The 22,242-nt window shown below is 38.2% G+C and carries 36 protein-coding genes; 5 read left to right on the forward strand and 31 right to left on the reverse strand.

The window, feature by feature from the left end; all coding sequences use genetic code 11:
- Nucleotides 1-8 precede the first annotated feature (8 nt).
- The 6 genes from HMPREF9075_RS06040 to HMPREF9075_RS06065 all read right to left on the reverse strand — a co-directional run bounded on the left by HMPREF9075_RS06040 (nt 9) and on the right by HMPREF9075_RS06065 (nt 1,772).
- Entirely contained in the window at nt 9-326 is a 318-nt protein-coding gene (locus HMPREF9075_RS06040; protein WP_009415606.1) for an SH3 beta-barrel fold-containing protein, read from the reverse strand.
- 15 nt (nt 327-341) lie between these two features.
- Nucleotides 342-563, reverse strand: coding sequence for a hypothetical protein (locus HMPREF9075_RS06045; RefSeq protein ID WP_009415607.1), 222 nt, complete (start codon nt 561-563; stop codon nt 342-344).
- A 69-nt stretch (nt 564-632) separates the two neighbouring features.
- Entirely contained in the window at nt 633-944 is a 312-nt protein-coding gene (locus tag HMPREF9075_RS06050) for a hypothetical protein (RefSeq protein WP_009415608.1), read from the reverse strand.
- A 70-nt stretch (nt 945-1,014) separates the two neighbouring features.
- Complete coding sequence (locus tag HMPREF9075_RS06055; protein WP_009415609.1) at nt 1,015-1,227, reverse strand: hypothetical protein; 213 nt, start codon at nt 1,225-1,227, stop codon at nt 1,015-1,017.
- Nucleotides 1,228-1,300: 73 nt separating this feature from the next.
- Nucleotides 1,301-1,483: a hypothetical protein gene (locus HMPREF9075_RS06060; RefSeq protein WP_009415610.1), complete on the reverse strand. Its 183-nt coding sequence runs from the start codon at nt 1,481-1,483 to the stop codon at nt 1,301-1,303.
- Between the two features lie 13 nt (nt 1,484-1,496).
- A complete protein-coding gene (locus HMPREF9075_RS06065) occupies nt 1,497-1,772 on the reverse strand; it encodes a hypothetical protein (RefSeq protein WP_009415611.1) in 276 nt (91 codons plus the stop codon).
- A gap of 229 nt (nt 1,773-2,001) precedes the next feature.
- On the opposite strand from HMPREF9075_RS06065, the gene HMPREF9075_RS06070 reads away from it, so the two are divergent.
- A complete protein-coding gene (locus HMPREF9075_RS06070) occupies nt 2,002-2,325 on the forward strand; it encodes a helix-turn-helix transcriptional regulator (RefSeq protein ID WP_009415612.1) in 324 nt (107 codons plus the stop codon).
- A 163-nt stretch (nt 2,326-2,488) separates the two neighbouring features.
- Here the strand turns inward: HMPREF9075_RS06070 and HMPREF9075_RS13845 are convergent, their stop codons facing one another.
- From HMPREF9075_RS13845 to HMPREF9075_RS13195, 25 genes are all read right to left on the reverse strand, one after another.
- Entirely contained in the window at nt 2,489-3,097 is a 609-nt protein-coding gene (locus tag HMPREF9075_RS13845) for a VRR-NUC domain-containing protein (RefSeq protein WP_009415613.1), read from the reverse strand.
- Between the two features lie 188 nt (nt 3,098-3,285).
- Nucleotides 3,286-3,603, reverse strand: coding sequence for a DUF4406 domain-containing protein (locus HMPREF9075_RS06080; RefSeq protein ID WP_009415615.1), 318 nt, complete (start codon nt 3,601-3,603; stop codon nt 3,286-3,288).
- The gene (locus HMPREF9075_RS06085; RefSeq protein ID WP_009415616.1) at nt 3,600-4,040 is read right to left on the reverse strand and encodes a hypothetical protein; all 441 of its coding nucleotides are present in this window, start codon (nt 4,038-4,040) and stop codon (nt 3,600-3,602) included. The genes HMPREF9075_RS06080 and HMPREF9075_RS06085 overlap by 4 nt, the downstream gene beginning before the upstream one ends.
- A gap of 206 nt (nt 4,041-4,246) precedes the next feature.
- Nucleotides 4,247-4,771 carry a MazG-like family protein gene (locus HMPREF9075_RS06095; protein ID WP_009415618.1) on the reverse strand — a complete coding sequence of 175 codons (525 nt, stop codon included), beginning with the start codon at nt 4,769-4,771 and terminating at the stop codon, nt 4,247-4,249.
- The gene (locus HMPREF9075_RS06100; RefSeq protein ID WP_009415619.1) at nt 4,768-5,061 is read right to left on the reverse strand and encodes an ASCH domain-containing protein; all 294 of its coding nucleotides are present in this window, start codon (nt 5,059-5,061) and stop codon (nt 4,768-4,770) included. Before HMPREF9075_RS06100 ends, HMPREF9075_RS06095 begins: the two co-directional genes overlap by 4 nt.
- A complete protein-coding gene (locus HMPREF9075_RS06105; protein ID WP_034557060.1) occupies nt 5,058-5,369 on the reverse strand; it encodes a hypothetical protein in 312 nt (103 codons plus the stop codon). The genes HMPREF9075_RS06100 and HMPREF9075_RS06105 overlap by 4 nt, the downstream gene beginning before the upstream one ends.
- 119 nt (nt 5,370-5,488) lie before the next feature.
- Complete coding sequence (locus HMPREF9075_RS06110) at nt 5,489-6,358, reverse strand: hypothetical protein (RefSeq protein WP_232305072.1); 870 nt, start codon at nt 6,356-6,358, stop codon at nt 5,489-5,491.
- Nucleotides 6,279-7,160, reverse strand: a complete 882-nt coding sequence (locus HMPREF9075_RS06115; protein WP_034557050.1) for a DUF6291 domain-containing protein — start codon at nt 7,158-7,160, stop codon at nt 6,279-6,281. The genes HMPREF9075_RS06110 and HMPREF9075_RS06115 overlap by 80 nt, the downstream gene beginning before the upstream one ends.
- A 108-nt stretch (nt 7,161-7,268) precedes the next feature.
- Nucleotides 7,269-9,530, reverse strand: coding sequence for a DNA methyltransferase (locus HMPREF9075_RS06120; protein ID WP_009415623.1), 2,262 nt, complete (start codon nt 9,528-9,530; stop codon nt 7,269-7,271).
- A 63-nt stretch (nt 9,531-9,593) separates the two neighbouring features.
- A complete protein-coding gene (locus HMPREF9075_RS06125) occupies nt 9,594-9,929 on the reverse strand; it encodes a hypothetical protein (protein WP_009415624.1) in 336 nt (111 codons plus the stop codon).
- Nucleotides 9,913-10,530: a master DNA invertase Mpi family serine-type recombinase gene (locus HMPREF9075_RS06130; protein WP_009415625.1), complete on the reverse strand. Its 618-nt coding sequence runs from the start codon at nt 10,528-10,530 to the stop codon at nt 9,913-9,915. Before HMPREF9075_RS06130 ends, HMPREF9075_RS06125 begins: the two co-directional genes overlap by 17 nt.
- A 79-nt stretch (nt 10,531-10,609) precedes the next feature.
- Nucleotides 10,610-11,371, reverse strand: coding sequence for a hypothetical protein (locus HMPREF9075_RS06135; protein WP_009415626.1), 762 nt, complete (start codon nt 11,369-11,371; stop codon nt 10,610-10,612).
- A gap of 100 nt (nt 11,372-11,471) precedes the next feature.
- Nucleotides 11,472-11,897, reverse strand: a complete 426-nt coding sequence (locus HMPREF9075_RS06140; protein ID WP_009415627.1) for a hypothetical protein — start codon at nt 11,895-11,897, stop codon at nt 11,472-11,474.
- Nucleotides 11,898-11,969: 72 nt separating this feature from the next.
- On the reverse strand, nt 11,970-12,434 hold the full coding sequence (locus HMPREF9075_RS06145; RefSeq protein WP_009415628.1) for a DUF3127 domain-containing protein: 465 nt from the start codon (nt 12,432-12,434) through the stop codon (nt 11,970-11,972).
- A 9-nt stretch (nt 12,435-12,443) separates the two neighbouring features.
- Nucleotides 12,444-12,668: a hypothetical protein gene (locus tag HMPREF9075_RS06150; RefSeq protein WP_009415629.1), complete on the reverse strand. Its 225-nt coding sequence runs from the start codon at nt 12,666-12,668 to the stop codon at nt 12,444-12,446.
- 2 nt (nt 12,669-12,670) lie between these two features.
- Complete coding sequence (locus HMPREF9075_RS06155) at nt 12,671-13,267, reverse strand: hypothetical protein (protein ID WP_009415630.1); 597 nt, start codon at nt 13,265-13,267, stop codon at nt 12,671-12,673.
- 11 nt (nt 13,268-13,278) lie between these two features.
- On the reverse strand, nt 13,279-13,914 hold the full coding sequence (locus tag HMPREF9075_RS06160) for an MBL fold metallo-hydrolase (protein ID WP_009415631.1): 636 nt from the start codon (nt 13,912-13,914) through the stop codon (nt 13,279-13,281).
- Nucleotides 13,892-14,107, reverse strand: coding sequence for a hypothetical protein (locus HMPREF9075_RS06165; RefSeq protein ID WP_009415632.1), 216 nt, complete (start codon nt 14,105-14,107; stop codon nt 13,892-13,894). The genes HMPREF9075_RS06160 and HMPREF9075_RS06165 overlap by 23 nt, the downstream gene beginning before the upstream one ends.
- The gene (locus HMPREF9075_RS06170) at nt 14,104-14,328 is read right to left on the reverse strand and encodes a hypothetical protein (RefSeq protein ID WP_009415633.1); all 225 of its coding nucleotides are present in this window, start codon (nt 14,326-14,328) and stop codon (nt 14,104-14,106) included. The genes HMPREF9075_RS06165 and HMPREF9075_RS06170 overlap by 4 nt, the downstream gene beginning before the upstream one ends.
- A gap of 2 nt (nt 14,329-14,330) precedes the next feature.
- Nucleotides 14,331-15,191 carry a recombinase RecT gene (locus HMPREF9075_RS06175; protein WP_009415634.1) on the reverse strand — a complete coding sequence of 287 codons (861 nt, stop codon included), beginning with the start codon at nt 15,189-15,191 and terminating at the stop codon, nt 14,331-14,333.
- On the reverse strand, nt 15,188-16,087 hold the full coding sequence (locus HMPREF9075_RS06180; RefSeq protein WP_009415635.1) for a DUF1351 domain-containing protein: 900 nt from the start codon (nt 16,085-16,087) through the stop codon (nt 15,188-15,190). The genes HMPREF9075_RS06175 and HMPREF9075_RS06180 overlap by 4 nt, the downstream gene beginning before the upstream one ends.
- 194 nt (nt 16,088-16,281) lie before the next feature.
- On the reverse strand, nt 16,282-16,569 hold the full coding sequence (locus HMPREF9075_RS06185) for a hypothetical protein (protein ID WP_009415636.1): 288 nt from the start codon (nt 16,567-16,569) through the stop codon (nt 16,282-16,284).
- Nucleotides 16,570-16,586: 17 nt separating this feature from the next.
- Entirely contained in the window at nt 16,587-17,180 is a 594-nt protein-coding gene (locus HMPREF9075_RS06190) for a hypothetical protein (RefSeq protein WP_009415637.1), read from the reverse strand.
- Between the two features lie 80 nt (nt 17,181-17,260).
- Nucleotides 17,261-17,503 carry a hypothetical protein gene (locus HMPREF9075_RS13190; RefSeq protein WP_009415638.1) on the reverse strand — a complete coding sequence of 81 codons (243 nt, stop codon included), beginning with the start codon at nt 17,501-17,503 and terminating at the stop codon, nt 17,261-17,263.
- A complete protein-coding gene (locus HMPREF9075_RS13195; RefSeq protein WP_009415639.1) occupies nt 17,475-17,747 on the reverse strand; it encodes a hypothetical protein in 273 nt (90 codons plus the stop codon). The genes HMPREF9075_RS13190 and HMPREF9075_RS13195 overlap by 29 nt, the downstream gene beginning before the upstream one ends.
- A 151-nt stretch (nt 17,748-17,898) precedes the next feature.
- Here HMPREF9075_RS13195 and HMPREF9075_RS06200 point away from each other — a divergent pair, with 151 nt between their 5' ends.
- From HMPREF9075_RS06200 to HMPREF9075_RS06215, 4 genes are all read left to right on the forward strand, one after another.
- Entirely contained in the window at nt 17,899-18,285 is a 387-nt protein-coding gene (locus HMPREF9075_RS06200; RefSeq protein ID WP_009415640.1) for a hypothetical protein, read from the forward strand.
- A 253-nt stretch (nt 18,286-18,538) separates the two neighbouring features.
- Nucleotides 18,539-19,459 carry an XRE family transcriptional regulator gene (locus HMPREF9075_RS06205; RefSeq protein WP_009415641.1) on the forward strand — a complete coding sequence of 307 codons (921 nt, stop codon included), beginning with the start codon at nt 18,539-18,541 and terminating at the stop codon, nt 19,457-19,459.
- An 18-nt stretch (nt 19,460-19,477) separates the two neighbouring features.
- Nucleotides 19,478-20,962, forward strand: coding sequence for a hypothetical protein (locus tag HMPREF9075_RS06210; protein WP_009415642.1), 1,485 nt, complete (start codon nt 19,478-19,480; stop codon nt 20,960-20,962).
- A gap of 91 nt (nt 20,963-21,053) precedes the next feature.
- A complete protein-coding gene (locus tag HMPREF9075_RS06215; protein WP_009415643.1) occupies nt 21,054-22,133 on the forward strand; it encodes a type I restriction endonuclease in 1,080 nt (359 codons plus the stop codon).
- Nucleotides 22,134-22,242: the final 109 nt, after the last annotated feature.

Here is a 22,242-nt window from a genome sequence, read left to right on the forward strand (position 1 = left end):
TAGTGATTTTATGCGATATTCACAAGGTTGAACTTCTTAAAACAGCGATACTCGTGGCATTCGGTATCGAAGTATACTTGTACGGTGTCATTGCTTTTGCGGTTATGCTGGGTAGGAGGTAGCAAATCGGGGCGTAATGTACCCCACGCTTCACGGGTTGAGCCGTCTACTTTCTGAAAGTAAAAGCGTACTATCTGGGTGCTCATTTTGCTTTTGAGTTTGATATTTGCCCACGCTTTTTTGAGGCATTCGCTAAATGATAACCCTGTTTGGCGTGCAAACTGCCAAGCAAGGGTAAAAACGTTCTTTTTGTCGGTATTTTTCATTTTAGTATGTGTTTTTTAATTGTTAGCTAAATAGTCTAATAGTTCTTTTTTGCTGCTGAAAATTTCACTTTCAGCAAACGTATCATTCTGATAATTAAAGATTTTGTAAGTAATGTTAATGCTATTATCATTAGCAACTACTTCAATGTTTATTACTGCGATTTCACCGCTCTTAATTTTATTTTCGTGCATAAAATAGACGGTTTGCTTTGCATTGTACTTTGTTTCTACTTTCATTTTGATAGTGTTTTAAAAGGTTATTACTGATATTTTGAGCCTTTTTGCGCCTTGCTCAGGGCTTTGATGTTAATCTAAAATTGTATCTTCTTCACTTGCTGACCCCGCCCATACATAGAAGGCGTAATCTAATTCAGTAGAGTTCTCAAGTACATAATTAACCTCAAAAACTCTTGTAATGCCCTCTTCTGTGTAGGTTATGATGATCGTCTCATTTTCTAACTTATAAGAGGCTTTTGCGATGCCATTTACATTGTAATCTCTTTTTGCTGCAAAGTACCAATTATGAAGCCTCTCATTAGTGTAGTTAGCTATGTTTTTAAGTCGTGCAATCTTTTCAGTATCTGAAAGTTCGTGGTGTGATTTTTTTATTACTGTCATTTTGATATTGTTTTTAAGTTGTTTTTTTAGATTTAGAAAGCAGTTTAAAGCCTTGCTCAGGGCGTTGTGATTAGTTGTTTAACGAATGAACATCGTAACGAGCGCAAATGTATTTTTCTTCAAGTTTTTCAAGTGCTTTTGGGGTTACAAAGTAGATGCCTTCAGTATATTCTGATTTTTTTATACCACGCCCTTTGAGTTCTAACTGGGTACGTACTTCATAATTATTATAGCACCATTCGTAATATACTTGTATCTCTTGTTGTTTGTTTAATGCTTTCATTTTGATATTGATTTTAAAATGTTATTAAATTGAGTTTAAAAGCAGTTTAAAGACTTGCTTAGGTCTGATTGTTTTACCACGCCCAAAAAGAATAATCGTGTGCAAAACCTATTTTTGATGCCCTGCCATCAGGGTAGAAAATAACGTTTTTAACGTATTTTACTTTTTTAGGCTCGTAACAGTTGTAAATCTCTGTTAGCTCTTTGCGTGCTTTGCGTTTGAGGCTGTTAGACCATTGTTGTAATTTTGTTGCCATTGTGCTTTATTTTTTAGAATGTTAAACTGTCTTTTATCGTTTTTAGTGCTGCTTTGAACTCTTTTTGAGTACAGGGGGTGTATTTTTCATTGTATCGTTCAATTGTGAATATAAGTTGGTTTTTTTTCACTGAAAAGGTTGATACCTCGCCTTCTTCATAAGTTATAGTTATATAATTGCAATACCCCTTTCTACCTTCTGATAGCACTTCTACATAAACTGTTGTGGTTTCAGAACTTTCTTTGTAAATGTTACCTGCTTTGAGGTATTTTAATTCTAATGCTTTCATACTATTAATGTATTTAATGTTATTACTTGTTCTATCATTTTGACGGTGCAAAGGTATAACTATTTTTACATATATGCAAATTTTTATATACTTTTTTTTATATGTTTTTGCAATTTATTTTGTAAGTAATTGATAGTAAGCACTTATGCAAATAATACTTTTTTTTAATTGTTTTGCTATATCAATTATTTTATATACTTTTGCGGCGTTAATGTAATTATTCTTATATATGATAGATTATAACTATATCACTAAAAAGATTAAAAGCAAAGGGTTTAAACTTGCTGATGTAGCAAACACGCTGGGGGTACAATATCAGACGCTAAACAAGAACCTTAAAAACAATTCCCTTGATACTATTCAAAAAGTATCTGAGGTTATAGGGGTTTCATTTTTTGAATTGTTATTGCCTCCTGAGGGGTTTACTCATTTTTACGATGAACAGGACCGCTGGCTGGGGATTGTAAGAAAGTACCCATACTCGCAGGAGGCTGATAGTATGCAGCTGAAAGAACGTTTTGAGCAGGAGCAGACAAAAGATGGTGAGGAATAATTGTGAGGAAAATTTTCTGCACTATAAAAAACTGCACCCTATAAACAAATAGGGCAAAGAATAATGTGAGGAAAATTTTCTGCACAAAAAAACTGCCGTCCTACATAGTTTATAGGACGGCAGCTAACACTAAATAAACAATAAGAATGAAAAAGAAAGAGACTTATTTGCAACGTTCTAAGAAGGAGTTTTCTATATCTTTAAACAAGAGTTTGTAGCCTTTGCTATCGGTAAGCTGGCTGTTTTGTTTTACGTAATAGGAGATGCTGGATAATGACTTTTGTAGGTATTTGGCTATTTCTTTATTGGTGGCATTGTAGTGTTTTTTAGCTATTCCACAAAAGACTTTGAGGTATTGGGGGCTTGATTTTAGCGGCTCGCCTGTGGATATTTCTACGGATTGCCTTATGTGTTCTAAGGTGATGTTTCTTGCGGGCTTGGCAGTGGATTTTTCTATTACTTTCTGAAACTCCTCGAAGGTGTAGCATACGGCGTAGGTATGCCCCAGTGCGATGGCTTTATTCTGAAAGTCTTTTTGGTTTTGCGTTTGGCGATTGCCTTTTACTTTCATTTCGATATAGAGGCTTTTGCCTTGTGGAAGTAGCACTACCAAGTCGGCTACTCCTGCCAGTACGCCTTCTGCTTTGAGGCGTTGTGCTTCACGAACGTTGCGACTGCCTCCGTTAGGGACGGCGTATATAACGAGCTGCGGGTATTGGTATCTAAACCAGCGTACGCAAGTGGTTTGTAGGGTGCTTTCTTGGTGTTTCATAGGGTTGTGATTTATTACATTACGTTTTCGGGTGCAAAGGTACAAAAAACTTTGAAGTATTCCTACACTTTTTTGATATAATTATTTGTTTATCATCATTTTGCAACGTTACATTGCAGTAGGTTTTACTGTAAATATTGCCATAAAAAAGACGGGCTTTATACCCGTCTTGATGTTTGCTTTTGTGATTACTCATTTTCGGATATCATAGCTTGCTCTACCTCATACATTATAGGCATTCTTTTTTTGGTAGCGATGTAATACTCTATACGTGCGCCCTTGCTTTCTTGCCAGCCTTGTAGCATATAGATAGCCTTGCATTGCAGCAGGTCGGCAATATCTTTAAGCATATGCGCTTCCCAGCTGTCATGCTCTGATAGTCCGTTTTCTAAGGGGTTCACGGGTTCAACGCCTAATCTTTTCATTACTTTTGCTACGGCTGCAAATCGTTTGCGGGTTTCGGTTAGGTCTGTACCGCTAATTTTTCCTGAGATATAGATTTTCATTTTAATTGCTCTTGTTTATAGGTTCGTATAAGGGCTTTTACGAGGTACTCACGGGCATCTTCGTAGGTAAAGTGGCTGTCCTGTTCAAAGTCGCATCGTAACTCATTGAGGTAGTTAATGCAATAGGAATATTCATTTAGTTCTCCGCTTTCATCACCTACGGCTATAACGCCGTGATAACCTTTGCTCCTGAACCACTGAAATACTTGTTCCCAAGTGGGTACAGAAAGTTTTCCTATTCCATTGTGGTTTTCTACCACATATGCTCTGCAATTATTGGAGGTGATAAATCCGTATTCATCGCCTCTTTTCTTTAACATTTCCCAGCCGTGATAGTATAGAAAGTGGAAATGGCAAGGTTCATCAAAGCCTATTGCTTTGAGCTGTTGGGCTATATCCAAAGGGACAAGCCAAGTGGGGTAGTCGTTATTTTTCATTTTGTACAAAAAAATTATATATAGCACCTAATATAATTATTAGTAAGGGTACACTAAACATTACTAATCCTACTGTTATATAATCCTGTAAAGTATCATTAGGGTTGTATATTCCTTGTGAATCGCCTTTTTCTGTGTGCAACTTGTTATTATTGTTTCTTCTAATAAATGTAGGGCGAGGTGTATATGCACTATACATATAAGTTTTATTTGTGTTTTTCATCTTTCACAAATTTACGGTTTATAATTCTTCCTGTTCTGTTTTTGATTTCGTTGTAGGCGATATTGAGACACTCCTCAAGGGTGGTGTTTGCCGAATGAGCTATACTATTCAGATGCTTAAGTATATTAAAACCACTCAAAAAAGGAGATGGTTTAACAGTAGAATACTTATTAAGAGCCTCGTCAAAGAATAGGTTTATTATTGATTTATTGGCGTAAATAGCTGATAGAACATGATGTGTATCAGCCCTAAAAGGCTCGGATAAGGCTTTTTTGATAATGGCTTCTACATTTTCATCTCTGAAATAACAGTAATTAATAAGGGTTACCATTACATCGCCTATGGCGTCCTGAATAGCGGGTTTGTCGTTATCATAACACGCTTTGATAAGTTCGCCGACTTCCTCGTGGGTTTTGAGGAGTTCATCAAAAGGCGTTAGTTGCTCATAGATTTTTCTTTCTTTTGCCCATTCTTGAATAAGGGGCACGAGTTCTTGGATTGTTCTCATTTGTCGATATTTTTAGTGTTAATAATCTTCCCTAAGTATAGCACGAAGTACTTTTTATTGGCTTCTGCACCCCATTCAGGTTTGCCTGTGCCAAAGCGTATAGATTTTAATTCTATGGTGAGGCGTGGAGCATCACGAGCATAGCCATTGCGAAATATGACGCTATCGTACTCTTTTCCGATAAGGCGAAGGTTGTAATACGGTTTGATGTCGCGGTACTCTTCTGTCTTTACGCCCGATAGTATCATATCAAACCATTGCTTTTTTAGTGTTAAATGTAAAGTGCTCATTTGTCTTTCTTTTTTAATTCTTCTCTAAGCCCCTTACAGTAGGAGCGGTAATTGATGTTGGTGTCGTGCATTAGTCGGTAGTCATACCATTGCAGTATTTTGTCTTTGGGCAGATTGTGCTTCATATCGAAGTATATATCTTCAATATTGAAGAAGTAATCCGATAAGCATATAATGCCCATACCTACATCGTAATTGTCAAATTCAAATTGTAGGTCTTGCTTGCGGCAAAACTCCTTGATGAGGTTGCGCGCTGCGTACTCGAATAACTCGACTACTTCTTGTTCTTTTAATGTTTGTTTCTTCATAGGGTTGTAAATTTTAATCGTTTTATCTTCGGTGCGAGCCGCACGGGCGATTAGTCTTCGGTGCGAGCCAAAGCCAGCGAATGCTTGGAGCTGGGTATGTGGGGGCAATTAGTCTTCGGTTAGTGTTCGCCTTGTGTTCGCCTTGTGTTCGGTGTGTGTTGTGGCGATAGCATTTCGGAAAGTTCCTTGCCTTGTGCTATAAGCCAATCGTAGAAGAATTGCAGGGTGATTTCTTTCTTCAAACGCAATAGTTTGCCCGTAGGGTCGCTTTCGCCCTTGACAAACTGCTCTAAAATGGTTTTTATAGCTGTATGTCCTTGCCTGTCTTTTGCTTGTGTTTGCTCTATTTGCAGGCGTTTTTTGGTTTCAATCCTCATTACTTCTCTATCTTCTTCGGTTATGGCACTAAAATAGGGTTTTAGAACGCCTTGCTTGTGTAGCGCATCGTATACGGGTACTGATATGATAGGCATTTGCTGGGTCTGTTGATATTCTTTGAAGTGATTGATTAACCACTCTTTGATGATTTTTTCTTCGTCTTCCTTGCTCATTGTGATTTGTTTTGCTTGGCATTGCTGCGATTTGATGTGATGTTCCTGCTGGGTGCTTTGCAGCCATTGTTGGTATCTATCTAATACTTCACTCACGTAGGATACATCAAAGAACTGATAATGGTCGGTTTTAGCCCCAAATACCCTGCTTCTATCCATTTGAAAGGCTTTGTATATGTCCTGAAAAGAAAGCCACGAAAAACGGCTAAAAACAACGTTCCATATTTCTTCCTTCTGCAAGGGGTCTATATCGCCTTTAATTCCTACCAGCGATACTATGCGGGTGAATACTACGCCAAAGAGGCTGCTTACTTGCTTGGGGGGTAAATCTTTAAGTCGGGGGTATTGGTATCGTTGTTTAGCTACTGCCAATGGTGTGAGCTCCCCAACCTGTTGAATTGTGTTTAAGGTTATCGATTGTTTGTCTGCCAACGACATATTGTTGTGGCTCACCAGCGGCAGGCTGTTGTTGCCATTCTGTGATTGTGTTTCCATTTTCGTCTATTGTTTTAGGGGCGTGCAGGGGGGCTTGTGTGCTGTGTAGCCACTCGGCTTCAAAGCCTTTCCATTGTTTTTGCACTACTATTTCAAGCACGCTGTTCATATCCTGATTTGTTTGTTGCACCTGATTTACGAATGCTTTAAAAGCGCGCTCGGTATTGACGGCTTTTTTGGCTTTGCGTATTTTGAGCCACTCATCTACAAGTTCAGGAGCAAAGCCTTCTGATAGCATTGCCTTTCTGAAATTGAAAGGAGGGGGGGCGGGCGCAACTGGGGGGGAGGTTTCTTTTTGGGCGTTTAAGGGCTGATTGTTTTTTTCGCCCTCGCCAAAATCTACACTCGTGCTTTTTTGTTTCTTTTTTTCTAAAAAAGAAATATCATTTACATTATCATTTACATTTACATTAAGGGGGCTTTTGCTTTTTTTGCTTTTTTCAAAAACCAATTGGTTTTTTTGCTTATCTTTGCTTTCTTCTAATTCGTTGGTTTTCAGCGGTCTGCCTCCTTTTGCTCCTGCTTCTTTTCTCTTTTCTTTGATTGATATATACTTTTGTGTATCCCTATCAATCGTTTGTTTTACAAATCCGAATGCTACTTTTGCAAGTGGTTTTAGTTCAATCAAGTTACCATATATGGCATATTCCGTAATAGCCTGATAAACTTCCAACTGAACCTCACTTGGCAAATCCCGAATAACATTCAACCAATCTTTGTAAAAAACAAATGTTTCTCTTTCCATAGTGTAGGTGTTAAAAAAACTCCCCTTGCCCTTAACTTGCTCTCTGGACAATGGCACGCCAAATAATAACGCTCGCCAAAGACAAGGGGAGACAAATGAATGATGTATTTAGAATAACGTTAATTGTCGTTGTTTTTCGGTTATTGTATTCACATTCTTAACAGCGGTTTCAAAGTACTTGTCTTTAAGCTCTATCCCTATACCATAGCGTTCTAAACTAACGGCTTCGTATATTTCGCTGCCTATCCCTAAGAAGGGGGTAAATACAGTTTCACCCTTGTTGCTCCACATCTGCACACAACGCTTAATGACTGACAATTGTAGCGGGGCAATATGCTTCTCATCGCCTAAATCGGTAGCCTCTTTTTTGCCATTGAGTACATCGGTACGCTTAATATCAAACCACGTATTTACCTTGTAATCTTCCATTATTTTGTGAAGGTGTTCTATATCGCCCTTCTCTACATTCCAAGTAGGGGACGCCCAATGTTGCCAAACCTCTAAGGGGAAGTTGTTTTTATTCTTGTTGTTTATCGGTGTCCAATCTTCTTCATTACCCTCCCATTTGCGGAATATGGTACAATATTCGGGCAGCCCCACGCCTGTATAACTACTATCCTTGCGAAGCTGTTTATATAGCAGGCGTTGTGTTTTGGTGCGCTGCATTTCTAATACTGGGTCTGTCCATATATTCACCTTTGAGTGGTATTTAAATCCTACGGACTCTACAACTCTATGGTGGTCGCCTGTGAAGTCATACAGCCCTGTGTAGCCGCTTGAGTTCTTATATACAGCCAAATCTTTGGTATGGCAAACCATTAATCGACCTGGTTTAAGGATACGGTACAAATCGTACAAAAGGAATGTGTATTGCTTAAAAAAGTCCTCGTGGCTTTCGTTGTTACCCATATCGTGAATATAGTTTGAGTAGGTAAATAAGGAACTAAATGGGGGGCTGAAGATGATTAAATCGACAGAGTCATCAGGAATGCGCTTTATCTCTATGCAGCTGTCACCTTTCATCAGCCAATAGTTAGGCGTTTTTACTTCTTTAAACTCGTACGAGTTGAGTAGTCCGAAGGCGTTGCCATTGATGAATTTATTCATTTGGGACTGCATTTCCTTAAATTGTTGTTCTTTGCGCTCACGAGTTTGTTTTACGTTTTCCATTGTGTCTGTAGTTATGAAATAGATATTTACTTCTTTTGTTTGTCCAAAGCGATAAGACCTCCTAACTGCTTGGTATGTACCCTCGAATGAGAAGTCGAGGCTTGCGAATATTTGATTGTGGCAATTCTGAAAGTTCATACCGAATTGGGCTATTTTCTTTTTCGTTACCAGCACCCTAAATTCACCATTAGCAAATCCGAGTAGTTTCTTTTCTTTGACTTCTGTTTTTTCGCTACCATTCACTGCTACTGCATCGGGGATAAGCGCAAGGGCTTTCTTTTCCTCCTCATTCTGATTTACCCAAATGATAAACGCTTCCTCTGAATTATTTACAATCTCGGCTACTGCTTCCAATCGCTGGTCAAGCGTGTTACGCAATTCCTTTTGGAATTCGGTAGCACTCACCGAGTAAGGGTTGAAAAGCATACCATTATCACGCTTTTTTGTCTGTATTTCCTTTTCAATATAATTGAGTTTAGGCAGCTCATAGCCTTCAGCCTTAAAGCCTATATCCGAAGGTTTGGTAAGCATAGTAGCCCACGAACTAATCCAGCCGTAAAAGTCGTTTTTAGCGTGCCCTTTTAATCGGTAGTTATTCATACCTTCATCACGCACGAACCACTTAGCACGCATATCCTGAGCATCTAATACGTTAAGGAATTCTGAGTGGTTGCCTATTTCGTTCAAGTCATTAGGACTTGGGGTAGCTGTACAACACAACTTGTAAGGGGTGTTTTTAAACTCTTTGATAAGAGCGTTTTTGTACTTACCAGTGAAGTTCTTCAGTATTGAACTTTCATCAAGCACTACCCCTACGAAATGAGCGGTATTGATATTATCCAGCTGCTCGTAATTGCTGATATACACGCCTTGTAATGGTTCGCTATTGTCATACTTTTGGACCTTGATACCGAACTTTTGCCCCTCTTGTATGGTTTGTCCTGCTACTGCCAGCGGGCAAAGTATTATTACAGGCTTCTGTGTGTGCTTGCTTACTTGGTGTGCCCATTCCAATTGCATTAGGGTCTTTCCAAGTCCGCAGTCGGCAAAGATGGCATACCGCCCCATTCTTAGTGCCTTGCTCACGATGTAACGCTGAAAGTCGAATAGGTTAGGGTTTAACTCTTCGTTAGGAAGTTCAAAACCCGCTTCGGCTACTTTTCGTTCTTTTGATTTTAAAAACTCTTGATACTCATTCATTTTGATTTGAAATTAGAGATTTGATAAAGATTTATGCGCACTCAATCTCCTTCAAATCGGTTATTAATTATTTTTGTAAGGTTTCAGTTTATAGTAATTTTCAAAGTCTATTAGCCATTGAGGCTTTTTTGTTTTTTTGTTTAAAAAGTTTAGCAGTTCTGAATGATACTTTTTCAATATAGTTACCAGTTCAGTATTAGGTGTTTCTCCTCCTAATATATTCAGGCGTTTTTGCGCTATATGAATATCTTGATTAAGTTTGAAATTATGAGTACTTTCCTCTGTATAACCTCCTATCTCCAACACCCACGCCAGTAGCTGACAACAACGCTCATCAGAAAGCATCTTAATTCCTGCTTCCTCTGCAGTACTTAGTAATGATTTATAAAATGTTTTCATTGTTACACATTCTATTCTTAATAAAACTACTCACGGTAATACGATGAACTCCTAAAATACGCCCAATAGCCGAATGAGACACATTCTTGTCTAAAAGCTCCTTAATTTGTTTTTCCATCCCCGTAAGTTTCGTTTTGGAAGGTTTACTCCCTTTGGGGCGACCCAATATCATCCCCTCAGCTTTTTTGCGGGCTAATGCTTCTTTGGTTCGTTGAGATATAAGTTGGCGTTCTATTTGAGCAGAAATGCCATAAGCAAAAGCTATTACAGCACTACTTATATCATTATCCAATCGGTAGTTATCCTTGATTGTCCAAACATTTACTTTTTTCTTCGTGCATTCGTTTAAGATAGACATAATCATCATTAAGCTTCTTCCTAATCGTGATAGTTCTGAACAAAGAATATAATCACCTTCTTTTGCTTTCTCTAATAGTTTTCCTAACTCTCGTTTTTCAGGAGCTTTTGTGCCTGATATACCCTCGTCTGAAATCCACCCGTCTATTTTCATATTATTCTTTTTACAGAAGTTCTTTATTTCATAGCGTTGGTTTTCCACTGTTTGTTTATCGGAACTTACCCTAATATATCCGTATACCATAATAATCAATTCATTTGTTTTAGCCCCCGCTCACGGCTCGAACGTGAGTGCTTGCCTATCGGGGTGCACAATGGTCACATTACAACGTTTCTTTGCTTTTATCTATATATTCCTTGCAAAATTGGTGATCTATAACTGCCTCTACATTCAGCGTTTTTGCCGATAGCAAGGTCATTGTATAAGGAGGTAATTCTTTATCCTTATCAGCCACACGCATATAAGTTTCATAAAACGCCTCGCTTAGTACTTTTGCTTCTTCTGCATTAGGTGCTTTCACCAAAAAGCGCATTGGGTAAGACTCTTTATTTACTGTTATCTCTACCTCTATCTGATAGAACTTATTTTGCTCCTCATTGCTGTTTTTCTTTGCCAATGATACAAGGGTAAAATACTGCTGCTCTTTGAGTGATTTTATTTCAAACGTTCCCTTATAATGCTGCTCCACATAGTCGGTAATGATTTGCTGTGCTACGGCAGCACTATTGGCATATAGATAAAACGTGCGCTTTTTGTCATTGTCATCTACCACAGCCGTCCAAATGGTAGCACTACCTCCTACCAATCGTGCTGAGCGTTGTAGGTTGCTAACTGATACTTCTTTTAGTTCGCCGCTATCCATAAAGAATTTGATAGTTTGCAGGTTGTCATCAGTTAGTTCTTCACCTTGATAAAGGATAATCTCCCTGCGCTCAATAGAGACTAACTCGCCTGTATCCTCATCAATAAATTTTTCTTCCCAACGGCGATAAAGATTTTCAGTTAGGTATTTGCCTTTTAAGGCGGTAAGGTCTGAGGTAGTGAATGTCTCCTCATTAAATCGGCTTACGGTTTCTTTTTTCATTGCTTATTTTACTTTAAAACTTGCTTATTTATATCTTCACTTTGATATTCAGTGCTTTATAACTTGTTTTTATCCTTGCTTAACGAGGGGTGAAAATTGCTTATTCCTCATTATCAGGTTCAGGCAAATCAAGATTGAAATTATCCATACACATCTGCCTTACTTGCTGTTTAAACTCCTTCTCCCATTCGTAGGTGGTCAGCTTGGTGCTGCTCATAGGTACTCGCTGTATCTCACCTGTGGCAGGATTAGGACGCTCCTCATAATTACACAAGGCTTTCAGTACATTATGCACCTCATTAGGAGGGTAAAACTCGCCCCAAGTGTCATTCATAGCCTGCTGAATGATAGGTATCCAAACGCCCCAATAGAAAGCATTTTGCTGTACGCTTCGTTTCTTGCTTCGCCTCTCAATGGTGATATTGATATTTGTATCCTCAAAGGAGGTTATAGCCTTTTGTATCAGATTGCGATTTTGCACCAATTTGCCGTTCTTAACGTTACTCGGAATGGTTATCTTTTTCATTGTTATCGTCTTTGAAAGCAAGGCAGGACTCGAACCTGCTACTATCCCAATCGATACTTGCTTTTATTTACCTTAATACGGTATGCCGTCCCCTTGCGAAGGTGCTTGCCCGTACTGGTTAAACATTTGCGCCTGCTGATATTGCGGTTGCCCTTGTGGTGGGTAGGCAGGTTGCGCATATTGCGGCTGCTGTACGTACCCTTGTGGGGCTTGCTGATATTGCATAGGCTGCTGGTATTGAGGTTGCGCTACATTCGTGGTTTGAATGAGTTCTATCTTCCAACCTACAACCGTATTGAAGTACTTAACCTCACCTTGCGGACTTGTCCATTCACGCCCTTGCAGGTTAAAGTGTATCTTAACCATTTGCCCCACTTGAAACCTATCTAATACAGCGCAATTGCCTTGTGCAAATTGAATGATAATATCTTGTGGATATTGCCCATCGGTGGTGATAACTAAATCACGCTTCTGAAAACCATTTTGCCCTACTGTTTCAGTAGCGAATATTGTTTTAATTCGTCCTTGTATTTCCATAGTTTTTTTTTAATTTTCAACTATAAATCCGATTTCTTCAGCTAATTGTTCAACTTCATTTGATAAATGAATAACATCAGGGTCTTTTCTTATATCTTCCAAATTATCCAAACACTGATATTTTTCTTTCAGTTCAATTAACAATCCTTTTGTTATAAGAACCTTCTCTTTTGTTGCTTCAAGTGCTATTTTGATTACTTGTAAAGCACTCATTATTTTGTTTTTGTTTTCCATAGTTATAATAAAGGTTTTGCAATTTCTAATAGTTCTTTTTGTTCTTCGATGAAACGTTTAGCAACTTTTTCATCTTTAAATACTAACGCGTGAGTTTCTGTTTCTTTTAATACTCCCCACACAAAAAAATTCCCTTCACTATCTAAAATGACAGAAATACCCCTTTGCTCTTTGTTTTTTAAATCAGGCTGCCAACCCTCATTGTAATAGTCTCTAAGAAATAGGAGTTTCAAAAGTGCCATTGTTGCATCAGCAAGTTCTTTACTTGGTGCTTCTAAATCGTTAGGTAAATAGTAATATTCGTCCTTTCTGTGTGCTTCTTTGAGGGCTTCCTCATACGTTGGAGTAGGTGCTTTTTGTTCAAAACCTTGCAAGGTGTAAGGAGAAGTTGAAAGTGTAGATGTTTGCGATAAACATCTATTTCTATTTGAGGGAATATATTCACCTATAAATCTGCCATCTCCCGTATAACAATAAATTACTTCTTCACATAGAACACGCAAAGTCATATCTTCTTTAACTTCTGTTATTTTCAGAGGTGTTTTACCAAAAAAAACATAGTCATAGACCTCCATTCCAACTTTAAATATTGTTTCCATTTTCTTCAATTTTACTTATAAAAACTTCTACTTTTATGCAGTTCTAATACTTCACTGCTTTCCTTTCTGTTTGCCTCAATAAACGCCCTTGCTTGCTGTATGCTAAGGTGTGTATTGATATTGCCGTAAGCGTGCGTATATTCGCCCTTTGCGTGCGCTTCTTCTATCGCCTGCTGTATGTACTCCTCGCAGTAATTATGCTCAATAGCGTACAAATCATAACCTTTGGCACTGATACCCTCCAAGTGTGCTGTATCGGTAGCGTGGAATATCTTTTGCCCATTATTGAGGAATATCCGCCAACCTACATTTGGTACATCGTGGTACAGCTTCACAGGCGACACTTTAAACGCCCCATAATCGTACAATTTACCCACTTGCAGTACATCAATATTCGTTAGCCCCTCCAACCGCTCCAAGAGGAAGTCAGCACAAGCAATACGCAAGGTAGGTCGCTCGGCTTGTAATCGCTGCAAGGTTCGCAATTTTAGGTGGTCGCCGTGCTGGTGTGTAAGGAGCACAATTTTCAAAGAACGTTTTACTGCTTCTAAGGCTTTGAGTGTAACGCCGCAATCTACCATTATTGCCTTGTCGTATATCACGGCGTTACCCTCACTACCTGAATTAATTACTTGTGTTTGTATCATTTTCAAATTCTACTACAGCTATTCCATTGACAAATAAGGTTTCACCATAGAGTACTGTTTGCTTTTTTGATTTTGCTTTATACTCTTCTATATTTTTTTTAAATATATATATAGCCTCGTCTTCTGTTACAGCTTCTATTTCTATTATAAAGTCTTTAGAATAGTGCTTTCTAAGTATAATCTGGTGTTTCATAATGTCTCCCATTTGCTTTCTGTTAGGTTATATACACCACGTGGAAAGAAAACCATTTCAGGGCATTCATCATATTCAAAAGCCCACTCTAATCCAAAATACTCAACCATTACATCTCTTGGATTTTCTGCTGTTATCTTAATCACACAATCGTGGTCTAAGGTTTGTCCATTAAAGCGATATACGTGCGATTGTCCAAGGGTAAAATAACTTGTTCTCATGCTTATAGGCTTTTAAAATCTACTTGTTTGGGGTTTTCTGAAGGGGCAGGTGCAGGGGCTACTGGCTCTTCTTGAGCAACAATCTCGGTAGGTTCGCTTTGCTCGATGATAACAGCGTCTTGCACATACCTACCTGCTTGCGGGTTATCTATATAACGCCCTTCGCTATCTGCTTGGTCTTTCTCTATAGCGTTCTGCATTTCTACTGATAACACCCCGTAGCGATTAAGTAGGAGCTTAAGTACTGTCTTTTTTGCCATGGCGTCAAATTCATTTCTCCATACACCCCTAAGCTCACCCGTCTTTTTATCCATTCCACTTTGTGAATACTTACTTACGTGTGTCTGCACCTGCTCAAGGCTCATATATAGTGATTGCTGAAAGCCATTTTGTAGTTCTATATAAGCCAAATAACCTATGACTTTGCCCTCTGGGTTTTCACCCAAAAACTCAGTATGTCCTGTGAACTTGTTACGCTTAATCTCGCCTTCTCGCACCTCGCAGGTGTTAATGGTTCTGTATTGACCGCTTCGGATAGCCAACTGAATAAAACCCTTATATCCCATTTGAAATTGTGGGTGTACTTCTTGGGTCTTCCAATCCTTGTAAGCGATAACATACGCATACCCTAAATTCTTGTTAAGTGGTAGGTTTAGAGCGGTGGCATTCAATGCACACTTCATCAGCTCGGTGTTATCGCATTGTAACAGTTCTTTATTGCTATCTGAAAGGGCTAAGAGGTTAGATACAAACTCTGATTTTCTTGAACCTAATGTCTTTGTTAGGAAATCGGCTGTGGCTTTTTGATTAAGGAAATTACCTAATGTTAAGCCCTTTTCTGTGGTGGTTACTGCTGTACTCATTGTATATTGTAATTAATGTTATTTGTTTCTAAGAATTGGCGTAATGCTCTAAGTTGCGCCCTTGTACCGCTCACCCCAAGGGTGTAATGTAGTATTTCTTCTTGAGGAGCAGGAGCAGGTACTTCTTGATGCGGGGCGGGTGCTTCTTGAATTGCTGGAGGTGGTACTTCTTCAGGTGCTTGTAGCGGTGCTATTTCTCTCGCCCTCGCCGCTGCTGCTGCCCTTGCTTGCTCGGCTGCTAATCGTTGCGCCTCGATACGCTGCAATTCAGCCTCACGTTGTTGCCTACGGTATTGAGCACCCTGTATCGCCCTTGTAATATCAAGCGTCTGCTTGTAGTCGGTTAGTATTTCAGCCTTAAACTCATCAGGCTCTTTTAGGCTCTCAATAATTTGCAGTCCATTTAATACCTCGCTTACAAAGTTTGCCACCTCATTTTTAAATTTCTTATCGCTATCACTAAGCGTAATATTCAGCGGTAAACGTTCAAAGATGAGGAAGTCAATACCTTGCGACTGGCATAATTCAGTAAAATAGCCTTTGATACGCCCCCGCTTATCGTCTAATAAGCGATTTTGCACCTCGTCAATTTTCGCTTTCAGCGTACTATCAGCCTTATCGTAATGCACCTTGATATGCTCTTTATACGCCTTTTCAAACGCTTCATAAGGGGCATTTACCTGCTCTTTGATGAATTTGCGCTGCTCTTCAAATACCGCAAGTTCTTTGCGAAGCGTTGCGCGAGTGTTTTTCGCACTCTTCAAAGTCTCATCAGTTACCAACTGGTTGTCGAGGTTCAATTCAGCGATTTTAGTCTCAACTTGTTGCCCTACCGCTTTTATCCTCTCATAGATAATGATAGGGGCTTGTTTCAGCGTAATTAATTGTTCATTCATTTGTGTTAATTATTAATTCTAAATTAGAAAAGTGCCGTGCGTTATTGTGTTTTAGATATGTCCAGATTTAAAAGGGTAGCACGGCACTTATGATTGGTAGAGGCTCTTTATCCTTGTTTTTGTAGGACATTCGGCTAACCACCTAACATTCTTACTTCAGTTAGCCGAAGCCTACACTCAACAAATGAGCGGATTTAATTCATTTCATTGATATAAGTAGATATTCTATATATCATAGTGTTCAATACGTTCTTAAACTGCTCTTGTGTTATTTCAGTATAAGTATTACCCTCAATTATTGAGTGACATACGCTCGTATTTATCGTATTGCTGCCCCACACCTCAGCCACCGCATAATAAACTGGTATATCAGGTACTAAGGGTATAAACTCTTTATTCACCCTGATAAGGTGCAATACATCGTTATCGTGGTGTATCTGATAACATTTGCCTACCTCTAAGGTTGTTACTTGTTCTTTCATAGTCGTAAGATTTAAAGTTAAAGCACCTGCCTGTAATATGTATATTCTAAGTGTTTTAAGTCTTCACGATGCAAACGCTCTTCATAAGCATACTCACTTCGCAGCTTATCGTAAGCATCAGTAATCACAGTATGACAACGCTCAACCTGATGCGCCGTAAGGGTAAGATGATGCGTTTTATAATCATCAATTGCACTTTCGTAAAAACACGCATATTCTACCACATCAGTAGCATAACAATACCATAATTGTAGCGTATATACCCCATAAGTAACCGCCAAACTCACCCACCCATCAGGGTCGCCCTCAGCCATATCAGGAAGTTTTGACAGCAACAACTCAAACAAGCTATCACTAATATCAGTCTGAGGTTTTTTGCACACAGCCATTAGCGGTGCAGTAGCACGTTTCAGCATATCAGCCCATTCAGGCGATAGCTCATCATCAGCCGTTTCATCAGCCTTGCAGTGCTGCAAAGCCACGTTAAACGCCTCTTGCTCAAAAGGCACACACTCATCATAGCGTTTGCCATTCATCGTTACGTAGCCGTCTTGAAGAAAAAATTGGCTACTTTGTTTTGCAGTTTCATTCATTTGTTGTAAATTTGCCATTGTAATTTACGTATTTGTAATATTACATGTTTAACATTAATTTTTTTTAGATTAAGCGGTGCTGGGATAGTGCCGCTTTTTTACTTCATAATTACGTAATATTCGCCTTTATCGGTTCGTATCTGTATCTTACCCTCTAATAACATATTTTGTACTTTATCTATATAAGTACGAGGGTATAAGTGCTTATTACCCACCTTAAAGAACTTCACAAGTTGTAAGTCTCTAAGTTGCATCATAAGGTCAGCCCTACGAGGTAGCCCCAGAGCGTTGCAAAACTCTTCGGCAGTAACATTAAGCGGTATAACTTGTCTTGTCTTCATAATTCAACGTTCTATACTTATTAAGTAGTGTTTCTTTTTCATTTTCGCTCTCAAACTCAAACAAATCATCTATATTGTCAGTTTTAGCGAATTTTTTTAAAGGGGTGTAATTTTCTATCTTCAAAAACATATAAGGTCGCATATATAGCCAGTGGCTAATAGTTATAGGCTTCTTATTCACCTCTATTGAGAAGTCAGTTATACAACTTACAATAATACTTCTTGCTGTGCTTGTTAATTTCATATTATTTATTATCTTTGCAACGTTAATAGTAACGTTTCATTTTCACGCCGCAAAGATATATCAACTTTTTTGATATTGCAAGTTTTATATCAATTATTTTGATATTTAATTTGTTATATTTTTGTAATTAACTGATTAATAAATCATTATAATGAAAGATTTTTTGAAGAAAAATATATTACCACTGCTATCACTACTGATAAGTATAGCTACATTACTGTTATTTTGGTGCAGATTAGAGCCTTTTACGTGGGATAGCTTTGGGGCTACCACCGCTGTTATGGGGGTAATTGTTACCTTTTTGGTAGGTTTTCAAATTTGGGCTGTTATTGACACAAGTAGATTTAAATCGGAAATTAAAGCGGAACAAAAGGAGGTGGAAGAAACTTTGCAAAAAGTTGTATATCAGGAATTAATAAATCAATCTATATTGCTTGATATTTTTTACAATATAAAATCATCTGAACCTATAAAAGATTTAAAAAATAAAGAATTGCAATACATAGAAGAACGCATAAGGAAGGCAACAATAATATAGAACAGTAGCTTTTTTGTTCGTTTCCTTTATTGTAATGGCTATATACCGCTTTTTCTTTTTTAGATTGTTTGTTGTTATTTACATCATTGTTTGTTACATATATAACAGGAGGTCTATATGCAATAGGAGGATTGTAGGTAATAGGAGGATAACTATTTAACTCCGACCATAATTCATCAGACATAGGTATAAACGCTTGCTTTTCTTTATTACAATTCATAACAACAAATGTTTAATTTTAAAGTGCAAAGGTATGGAAAATAATCCAAATATCAATATTATTGATAAAAAAAACAGACTTGATAGAGCCGTTGCTTATTTAAAAGGGGAACAAATAATAAAGACACAAAAGGATATTTCTAAAAAAATGGGAATATCTGAGGAAACTATTTCACGAGCTTTAAAAGGACTTGAAAAATATCTAACAGATAGCTTCCTTGAAAAGTTTGCTTATGAGTTTGGTTTAAATCCTGAATGGTTAAAAAATAACAACGGCTCAATGCTCACTCAGCAGGAACAAAAAGTCCCCGAAGAAGACGAATACGAAGAAGAGGAAGAAGAAGATGAATTAGCACTATTTCTAAGGGAAGAACGTAAAAACTACGACCTTACCCTTACTGATATACACGAAAAAACAGGTATTCCTCAAAAGGTACTCAAAGAATTTCAATGGGGAGATGCTCAATTAACCGATAGACAAAGATATACCCTTACCCAGTATGTAGAAGAAGCAAGAGAATATTTCCAAGAAAACGCTATCGGAATACCCAAAGGAAGAATAACAGGATATTATTACCCCGAAGTCAATGCCTCCGCAGGATTTGACCTCACTACATTCAACAATGAAGAAACACGTGTTCCTATATTCATCCCCAATTTTGGTAGCAACGTAATATTCATAAACGTTTATGGTGATAGTATGTATCCAAAATACAAATCAGGAGATATGATAGGTATAAAGCCCGTAGAATTTCCATATATAGTATTTGGACACCCTTACGTGGTTGTATTTGATAATGGGGATACAAACATTAAGTACGTACAAAAAGGCTCTGATGAACATCACGTAATATTAGCAAGTGAAAACCCTAAATACGAACCCCGTGAATACCCCCTTAGTATTATCCGATGCTTCTTTACCGTCAAAGGAAGTTTCAATAAAGAACGAATGTAACCCAAAAACTAAAACAATATGAAACTATCAAAATACGTATGGGATTTATACAAACAATCCGAAAACGGCAAAAATACTATAGATTTCTTTGAATATTATAGCGTTTTTTGGAACGATGTTGAAGTAATCAAAAAATATAACCCCAATTGCGGCAAATGGATTGAAAAAAGAGCCTATGAAAGCATAATGCAACAAATAGGCGACAGCTCACTGGATAGAAATCCTAATAACTTTGATTTTAAAACGTTTGCAGAAGTAAGAAAAGAGTTTGAAACCTGCTTAGACGAAGGCATTTATTTCATATTTGATAATAACGAAAAAGGCTATATTATAGACCCTAAAGACTATAAGTATTTTCTGATCTTTCATATAGTAATATCCTTTTATTTCTATGCCATAGCCTATGATTATACATTCCCATACCTATTTACATACCGATTTTTCGACCTCAATAAAATAGCAGATACTTTTTCTATAGAGCTACCCAAAATGCCTAAAAAGAGCGACTATCGTGCCCGCTGTATGTATTATATTGAGCTGTGCGAAGTGTTTTATAAATTCAGAGTAGAAAATAACCTAACACCCAACGAGCTGTGCGCATTCCTATACGACTTTGCCCCCAACTATATCGATAAAACACTCCCACCAATGCCCCAACCCACCCAAGCGTGGTTTATAGGCGGATTAATCGCCGAAGAAGAACGTATAGAAGAAGAAAAATTTTGGCAAGCAAACCCCGAAACTAAACGAGGCGACATTTTAGTACATTATGAAACCTCACCCATTAGTGCCATTACACACATTTGGAGAGCCCAAACAGACGGAGTTATCGACCCATTTTTCTATTATTATGCTAATTCCTATATAGGGAACGAAATAGAAGTACCCCACATCACCCTAAAAGAATTAGAAGCCGATGAGTACTTCGCAAAACACCCACTAATACGCAAAAAATTTCAAGGCGTAAACGGCTGGGCGATCTCAAATGACGATTACACACGCCTCCTATACCTAATGCAAAACAAAGGCTTCGATACCACCAACCTACCCACCCCACACGCACCCGAACCACCAAAAGGAGTTGAATTACACAACGAGCGAGATGTAGAAGTGAAACTATTAGAGTATTATCTAAACCAAATCGGCTACACCGAGCACAAAAACTATATCCGACAACTACCCATAAGAGCAGGACGAGGAAGCAAAATATATCCCGATTACGCCCTACATTACGACAACAAAAAAGGATACGAAAAAGCGAAAATACTCATAGAAGCAAAATACTATCTAAAAACCAATAAAGAAATAGAAGAAGCATTCAAACAAGCCCGTTCCTACGCAAACCTGTTAGAAAGCCAAACCATCATCATTTGCGATAAATACGGACTTATCATATACCAAAAGAAAGACGCCTTTGATAGATATAAGTACGAAAAAATATATTGGAACGACTTACAAAACCCTGATGTATATAATAAATTAGTCGAAATACTAAAAGAGTAAAAACAGGAAAAATACACCTACACCGAACACTAAGCGAACACTAAGCGAAGACAAACCGAAGACCAAGTTTAACCAATAATATAGAAAAACAATGGAAATAGAAGTAGAACTAAAAACCAAACTCGAACAACTTTACAGCCGAGTGGAAAGTCTTAAAGACCAGATAAAAACAGAGGAGGCAACCAAAAACGCCTTCATAATGCCATTTCTGCAAATACTCGGTTACGATGTATTCAATCCCACCGAAGTAATACCCGAATTTGTCGCCGACATCGGGACCAAAAAAGGCGAAAAAGTAGATTACGTAATCAAGAAAGACGATCAAGTTATCCTAATCGTAGAATGCAAACATTGGAAAGAGAACGTAGAAGCCTACACCTCACAACTCCACCGCTACTACCACGTAACCGACACCCGTTTCGCTATCATCACCAACGGCATAGTATACAATTTCTTTACCGACCTTGAAAAGCCAAACGTAATGGATAACAATCCATTCCTAACCGTCAATTTAGCCAACCTAAAAGACAGCACCATTAAAGAGCTCGTAAAATTCACCAAAGCCACATTCAGCCTCGATAACATCTTAGAAAGTGCCGAAGCCCTCAAATACGTGCGCGCCTTTCGCAATGAATTTGAAAAAGAAATACAAGAGCCCTCCGATGACTTCATCAAGCTGCTGGCACGCCGTTTCTTTGAAAAGCAAATCAATGCCAATCGCCTCGAAACATTCACAGGCTATCTAAAACGAGCGATGACCTCCTATTTCAATGACACAATCAATGCCCGCTTGAAAACAGCCTTAAACATAGAAGAAACTAAGCAACCAGCAACAGCCGAAACCGCTCCACAAGGTCCAGAAGAAGAAACCGAAGAAATCAAGATAGTAACCACCGAAGAAGAGATTGAAGCCTATCAAATAGTAAAAGCCATATTGCGTGAAAGGCTACCCGCCCACCGAATAGCCTATCGTGATACCATATCCTATTTTGGTATATTGTTAGACGATAATAATCGCAAGCCTATTTGTCGCCTACATTTCAATGGCAACAAAAAATACATAGAGTTTTTTGATAAAGGCAAAGACAGTTCCGAGCGCGTTCAGATAGATGATTTAGACAACATCTACACCTATAAAGAACGGCTACTAAGCACACTTGATAATTATTAGGAGAATACTAAAAATGAACCAATAATGAGCCAAAAAGCATTGATTTCAATTGTAAAATATTGAAATACAAACACTTCCGAACTTTAAATGATGTTCTGCTAGTTTGTCA

It is taken from the genome of Capnocytophaga sp. oral taxon 332 str. F0381, from assembly GCF_000318275.2.
Classification (GTDB): Bacteria; Bacteroidota; Bacteroidia; order Flavobacteriales; family Flavobacteriaceae; genus Capnocytophaga; species Capnocytophaga bilenii.